Origin of the sequence: Holospora curviuscula, assembly GCF_002930195.1 — a bacterium.
GTDB classification, from domain to species: Bacteria; Pseudomonadota; Alphaproteobacteria; order Holosporales; family Holosporaceae; genus Holospora; species Holospora curviuscula.
The window spans coordinates 1-7,113 of the sequence record NZ_PHHC01000125.1 but is presented as its reverse complement, the minus strand read 5'-3'; the positions used below and the strand labels follow the sequence as shown (position 1 = coordinate 7,113).

General features: G+C 37.1%; 5 protein-coding genes and 1 pseudogene. 5 read left to right on the top strand and 1 reads right to left on the bottom strand.

The features are described from left to right. Positions 1-157 precede the first annotated feature (157 nt). Positions 158-425 (bottom strand): annotated as a pseudogene (locus HCUR_RS09660) (helix-turn-helix domain-containing protein); the annotation flags it as partial. A gap of 102 nt (positions 426-527) precedes the next feature. Between HCUR_RS09660 and HCUR_RS06305 the strand changes: the two are divergent. From HCUR_RS06305 to HCUR_RS09895, 5 genes are all read left to right on the top strand, one after another. After that, complete coding sequence (locus HCUR_RS06305) at positions 528-851, top strand: transposase (protein WP_341476060.1); 324 nt, start codon at positions 528-530, stop codon at positions 849-851. A 694-nt stretch (positions 852-1,545) separates the two neighbouring features. After that, entirely contained in the window at positions 1,546-2,982 is a 1,437-nt protein-coding gene (locus tag HCUR_RS06300; protein WP_104207243.1) for a cryptochrome/photolyase family protein, read from the top strand. 57 nt (positions 2,983-3,039) lie between these two features. Then, positions 3,040-3,642 (top strand): hypothetical protein, encoded by a 603-nt coding sequence (locus HCUR_RS06295; protein WP_104207242.1) that lies wholly within the window; start codon positions 3,040-3,042, stop codon positions 3,640-3,642. Between the two features lie 1,227 nt (positions 3,643-4,869). After that, positions 4,870-5,286: a transposase gene (locus HCUR_RS06290; protein ID WP_104207241.1), complete on the top strand. Its 417-nt coding sequence runs from the start codon at positions 4,870-4,872 to the stop codon at positions 5,284-5,286. 45 nt (positions 5,287-5,331) lie between these two features. Next, the gene (locus tag HCUR_RS09895) at positions 5,332-5,454 is read left to right on the top strand and encodes a hypothetical protein (RefSeq protein WP_279337771.1); all 123 of its coding nucleotides are present in this window, start codon (positions 5,332-5,334) and stop codon (positions 5,452-5,454) included. Positions 5,455-7,113 lie beyond the last annotated feature (1,659 nt).

Sequence of the window (7,113 nt, the reverse complement as noted above, 5' to 3'; positions counted from 1 at the left end):
GCTCCTTACTCCATCGGCTTATTATGAGACCAGAACTTTTGTATAGGATTAAAATCGGCTGCGTAAAAGGGAAAAAGTATTATTTTTAGCCCGAAGAGTAGATAAGCTCTCACGTTTTTTGATAATGTATAGAATAAGGCATGATTCAAAAGCACCCAGCTTTCTTACTTGGCAAAGCAAAATCAGGGTGCTTGATAAGCGTGCCCTCTATCCATTTAATCCTATCATAAGCCGTACTCTTACTTAACCCCATAGCTTTGGCTTATATGGAAATAAGTACGGTATTCCCGTATGTACTCAAGAGCCATAAGAAGGCGATCCTTTAAAATAAGCTTTTTTTTTCGACCGACTTTCCCTTTTTTAAGGCGTTCGGCTTCTCTCAAAATATCAAGCATCTTTTCAAAAGGTGATCTTTTAACGCCTATTAAACGACGAAATTTTTTTCATAGTTTTCTACTTCATGACAGATCCTTCTATAGAGCGTTTACATCAAACTTTAAATTTAATCCAGTTTCTGAAGAGGTCTAATAAAGAGCGGCTTCCCATGGCGAATGCTTCCTAAAGATTTTCTACCATACTCCACTGTACATTCGTTTTATCGAAGATGCAGGATCAAAGGAATATGGAAAAAAGTACTGAGCGAGTTTCTTAAGATACGTCAAATCAAGGCTGGTGGAAGTGAACACCCAAGCGATCGCAGGATTGATTCACACAGTGTCAAAACTGCCGGGGCTTGTGAACAACGCGACGTTGGCGGAGGAAAAAAAGGACCTAAACGCCATAGTGTTATGGATACACAAGGCATAGTTCACGGTACTATTCATGACGCTAATCACGATAGGGGAGTGTAATCTTTTTTAAGAAGCTCTGCAACACTATCCGACACTCAAAAGCGTTTGTGCCGATTCCGGGTATGGAAAACCCATGCTAGCGTTTGTGAGAAACGGTCTTAACAAGACAATTGAAATTTCAAAACCCTAAGATGGGCTGCGCTCACCAAAAGATGGGTTCTTGAACGAACCTTGGCTTGGCTCAAGCATTATCCAAGTTTGTCTAAAGAATACGAAAGTGCTGTAGCAGCTGTCAAAAATAAGATGATGATCGCGCATTCTATGGGCTTGTTAAGGCGGATCCCTCATCCATAAATACAGGTTCTAAGTTCGAAGTAGAGGGTTTGAACGTATACCTAAGCTTACAAATGCCGTAGATGCGTAGATTACCTAATCTTTTCTCTTATCTAAAACACTGTAGAAACAGAAAAAACACAAAAATTTGGTAAAAGAATCAATTTTAATACTTTTTTAAGTGTACTCCAAATAATCGCAGCTTTTCTATTGACTTAATCATATCAATACTCAGTGAACGGAATTACAAACATTCCTTAAAATTATACCAGCAGGCAGAACGGTTTTTTAAGGTATATAATAATTTAGCTTGAAAATGGGATTATATTTGTTATAATGATAGTAAGAAAACAGTTTCTAAAAAAAATTTGTAAGGCACTTTACTGTTCTCTGTTTAATAATTTAGAAAAAGGATTATAGTATGAAACAGTGTATTTCAATCTTCTGGTTTAGACAAGATTTACGTTTGACGGATAACCCCGGACTTTTAGAAGCCTCGCGATTAGGGAAAGTATTGCCTATCTATATTTTAGATGATTTAGCACCCTCCTCTTTTAAGAGTGGAAGTGCAAGTAAAATTTATTTGCACTATTCCTTAGAACGTCTTAATGAAACTTTGAGGGACCATCTCAACATATATATTGGCACACCAGAAAAAATAATTTTGCAGTTAATTCAACAATATAATGTGGAACATCTATTTTGGAATCACTGTTATGAGCCATGGACTGTGTTGTGTGATGAAGCGATTGAAAAAATACTCAGAGATTTAAAAATTAATTATACAATATTTAATGGGTCTTATTTGTGGGTTCCGAAAGACATTAATAAAGAAGATGGCGGATATTATAAAGTTTTTAGTGCGTACAAAAAAAAAGTATGTTCTCTAGAACCCAGAAGCCCTTTGCCAAAACCAGAGCATCTCATCTTAATGAGAGACCACGAAAATAATACTCGCCTTGCAGATTTAAAATTGACTTCCAATGTTTCTTGGCGGGATAAGATTGAAAAGTATTGGGATTTTGGTGAAGAATCAGCGATGAATAAATTAAATAATTTTTTGCGTAACGGATTGCCAGGATATAAAAAGGAGAGAGACTATCCTGGAAGAAAGAACACCTCGCACTTATCGGTAAATCTTCACTTTGGAGAAATTTCTCCGTATCAAATTTGGCACTCTGTAAAGGCTATTGACCCATTGAAGGTCTGCTCTGCAGATAAGGAGCACTTTTTAAGTGAAGTGATTTGGCGAGAGTTTTCCTGTTATCTTTTAACACATTTTAAGAAACTTCCTTTTGATAATTTTCAAACTAAATTTAATGCGTTTCCTTGGAAAGATAATACGCGTTTTTTAGAGGCATGGCGCAGCGGAACGACTGGATATCCGGTGGTGGACGCAGGTATGCGCCAACTTTGGCAAACGGGCTATATGCACAACCGAGTTCGGATGATCGTTGCATCGTTTTTAGTAAAAAATTTAATGATTCACTGGCATCATGGTCGAGACTGGTTTTGGGAGTGTTTAGTAGATGGAGATCTGGCAAACAATAGCGCAAGTTGGCAGTGGGTTGCGGGATGTGGGGCGGATGCTGCGCCCTATTTTAGAATATTTAATCCCATTCTTCAGGGAGAAAAATTTGATCCCGACGGGGAATATACGAAAAAATTCGTTCCAGAACTGGAACATTTACCCAACACCTACGTGTTTTCCCCCTGGAAAGCGCCTGAAGCAGTATTAAAAGATGCGGGGATTACTTTAGGTCAAAGCTATCCATTGCCCATTGTGGATATGGAGCATTCCAGAAATACAGCTCTAGAATCTTATCGACGCTTACCCTCCATGGAGATCATGGTGTAACAAATTCTTATTTTTTTTCATGTATACTATAATAGTAATTAAGTAACAAGAAAAAACATGAAAAAACATGAAAAAACATTAATTAAGATTTTCATGCTGGGGGTACTCTTAGGTACTGGAAGCCAGCTAAAAGCAGAAAAAAATTTTAAAATTCCGCAAGACGATAAACTTATATTCGACGAATTTGTGAAAGACCTTAATTTAAATCTATCAGATTTAGCGGTATCCATTAATCTTCCAATAGAGTATTCGGAAAAAATCTATGAGATGGACAAAGGAAAGGTAATAGAAGACTATAATAAATTATCAGATGAGGTAAAAGAACGTCTTAAAGAACGGCTTGAAATTAAGGTAAAACTTCTAAAAGACTTAACGGACAATCAGTTTACATCACGGGGTACAAAAAGAATAACATCTTTGTCTTCCTCTTCTCCATCGGGATCGGATAGGCCAAATATAAGATTGCTAAAAGGCAATTCTTTGTCTACCCCTGTTTCTCCATCGCGATTGGATGTGGGGCCAAAGATAAGATTTCTAGGAGGCAATCAATCAGGGGGTAAGCGTCTTTATAAAACAGAAGCTCCAAAACCGTTAGAAGACTTAGATATTTATACCACATATTATGGAAACGATTATCGGTTAAAACACGACTCAAGGTAGAAAATGTTTTAAAGTATCTAGGAGTTACGCATTAACAAGCGCTGCTTATAGTGACAGTTAAGGAAAATTTTATATCTTAAGCACAATATTTTTCATCATTTAAATTATAAAACGCCCATCTACTGAAAATTGTACTCTAGCGATGTGTATAAGCTTTTTGTTAAGTACAATGACTTTTTTATTTATTTTAAATAAAGACTTTTAATAAACGAAGTGTGTATAGTAGTGGAGCTGGATACGCTTTATGAAAACTATATAGCCTATGTTGATTATTTTCTATTTGGTAACCATTCTCGCGTAATGAAAGAAATATCCTTGATTACAGGATATAGTCAATATGATTGCAAAGAAAGCGGGGTAAAGCCCTGATGAAAATGACTTAGAGAAAAGAAAAAGATGCGCTGAAAGTGAGAATGTTGCGCTTAAGGGGGGGCCAAAAATGTTCGATTGAGTTGAGGTCAGAAAAATAAGCCGGCCAGTCAAAGCAGCGCGTACACCCGAGGCCCTCTATGAATTTAGCACCTTGCTTTGACGTATAGAAACACTGCATTGTTCAGAATAACCGTCTGCCTCGGCTTCAATTTTGGTATAAGAACGCGCTCACCCCATGTCTCAAAACGCATTGTGGTGCTGATTCCTTAATAGCAGATCAGTGCCAGAACCGTTTTGTTTGTATCAGCTCGCCACACACCCTCGGCCATAGGAAAATAACAAAGATAAACTATGAGAAGAGATCGCTAGACTATTTAACGCAAGCATTGCTTTTGTTTATAGAAGGCTTAAAGGCTTTAGCTATAAACAAATCTTTACCTCTAGGAAGGCTTTTGAAGCAATACATCGCCTAAAAATCTTGTATAAAGTGACAAGGGTGGTCTAGAGAGGACGCTTTGTAAAGACAGAGGGTGAACTAAGAAAAATGAAAACCTAACTGCTAAAAAGCGTAGCACATATTCCAAAAGAACCTATTATACTCGCTTAATGAAGAATCAATCTATACCCCCTATAACAGGTTTCGCAATACGACTCTTTTTAATCATTGAGGAGAGCCGTGTTGAATCAAAGCGCTAAAACTCTGATAAGGAGCGATCTTGGATTATGCCTCATTTCATGACGCTTAGAAAACAAAAGAAGCAATACAAACTGTTAGAACCTGTATTCATAGATAAACGGAGGCAGTATAGTCAAGTTTGAAGGTAATAAGAATGAGGGATTCATAAATAAAAGCTCATTAAGGATCATTGTGAATGGAGCAAGTATAGTAATAGAAGTAAAAACCAAAAGAAAGAGCGTGTTAACAGAGTATTTTACATAATAAAGAGCAGCTGCCCATGGCGAATGTTTTCTAAAGATTTTCCGCCATACTCGCCTGTACAATCATTTTATCGAAGATGCAGGATCAAAGGAATATGGAAAAAAGTACTGAGCGAGTTTCTTAAGATACGTCAAATCAAGGCTGGTGGAAGTGAACACCCAAGCGATCGCAGGATTGATTCACACAGGGTCAAAACTGCCGGGGCTTGTGAACAACGCAGCATTGGCGAAGGAAAAAAAATAAAAGAACCTAAACGCCATAGTATTGTGGATACACAAGGCACTCTGGTGCACGCTATTGTTCATGACGCGAATCACGATAGGGGGGTGTAATCTTTTTTAAGAAACTCGGCAACACTATCCGACACTCAAAAGCGTTTGTGCCGATTCCGGGTATGGAAAACCCATGCTAGCGTTTGTGCCGATTCCGGGTATGGAAAACCTATGCTAGCGTTTGTGAGAAACGGTCTTAACAAGACCATTGAAATTTCAAAACCCTAAGATGGGCTGCGCTCACCAAAAGATGGGTTCTTGAACGAACCTTGGCTTGGCTCAAGCATTATCCAAGTTTGTCTAAAGAATACGAAAGTGCTGTAGCAGCTGTCAAAAATAAGATGATGATCGCGCATTCTATGGGCTTGTTAAGGCGGATCCCTCATCCATAAATACAGGCTCTGAGTTCGGTTCTAAACGCGTATTCCCTCTATAATCACCCATTCTAAACATTCTAAAACGTTTACCAGAGTTCTGATAGCTACACCCCTTCTTTCTTCTTAATTCCTAAACTCTTGCGACAAAAATCTAATGAATACGACATCTTTAAATATCTTTTCTTTTCTTCTATTATAATCATTCTATCGTTAATTGGCTATATAAACTATGCCGTTCTATACCAGCCTAGAATCTTTAGGTGGCGGCCTTCCTTTTTCTCTGGTTGATTGCTTCTTCTGTGGCTTTCCACGTTGCGTCTTTTAGATCACTTGTATAGTTTTTTGACATCTCTAACCTCTTTTTGATGTCAATACTATACTTTATTCCTTCTATTTCAATCTTTTACGTGACTAGTTAAATAAAAAAAGTGCCTAAGATTAATGGTTTTAGAGTCCTTTTGATTCTGAAATTGTGACAATTATGCAATAAAAATATTTTTGAAACCCAAAATTCTTTATAGACTTAAAATTTTAAGTATTTTTATTTTTCGTTCCACTCTAACCTCATATTTCATCTAGTTTACTGCATGTCAAATCTTATTAGACGACGAAGATTCCTCTTTGCACTGGGAGTGTGAATAAAAACTCACACAAAGGTGCAGTACTCTTGACACTATTTCTACTGATACTAGATGCGTTTTTAAAACAAAAAAAATAAAAGACATACCGTATAATACAAGTATCTAGATGATATAATTCGCAAAATCTAAAAAATGTGAGTCATATTTTGAGGTGTTTTCTTAAAATCTCTCAGTGAGTGAATACAAACGCTCAAACGTTCTGAGTGTGACCTGAATTTTTTAAGATAGAGTCTCGCGAGCGTTATAAGGGTACACACAAACGATTTTTTACGTTTCCTTACGAATCATTGTGTCCTAACACTACAAGCGTTTTGTATGTCAAGCCAGAAAAACTCAGTACACCATAAGACTATAGAACACCTGAGAAATTAAAGCGTTTTTTCGATAAATCTTTAATGAAAAGAGCAGATCTTGTCAATGAAGTTCAGATCGGGGCGAATATGGCAGTAAAAACACTAGCCCGCAGCCCAGCGATTCAATCACTGCTTTTGTCTTATAAGCGTTATAGAATGAGGCATGATCCATAATCAGGCTTGGGTTTAGGGCTTTAACTAAACACCGTTCTACCCAATGACTAAACATGCAGGAACCATTAACACTCACGGAAGCGATGGATTAATTATTCCAGCTATACTATCATTTTTTTTGTAATATGTACCACGTTTTTACCAAACAGTGTTTACTTCTCTTACCCAATCTCTATTTTTTCAAATCTTCTCTCTATACCACTCTTGTCCCTCTATACAAGAATTTTAGGCGCTATATCGTTGATTGTTTTTTGATATTTATTTTTTCATAAGTATCCCAAAAGGTAAACATTTTTACCGCTAACGCTTAACTTTTAAGCCTTCTATAGACGAGAAATAATG

Excerpts from the sequence above, each read along its gene's own strand:
- HCUR_RS06300 (WP_104207243.1), top strand. The coding sequence starts at position 1,546 with ATGAAACAGTGTATTTCAATCTTCTGGTTTAGACAAGATTTACGTTTG.
- HCUR_RS06295 (WP_104207242.1), top strand. The coding sequence starts at position 3,040 with ATGAAAAAACATGAAAAAACATTAATTAAGATTTTCATGCTGGGGGTA.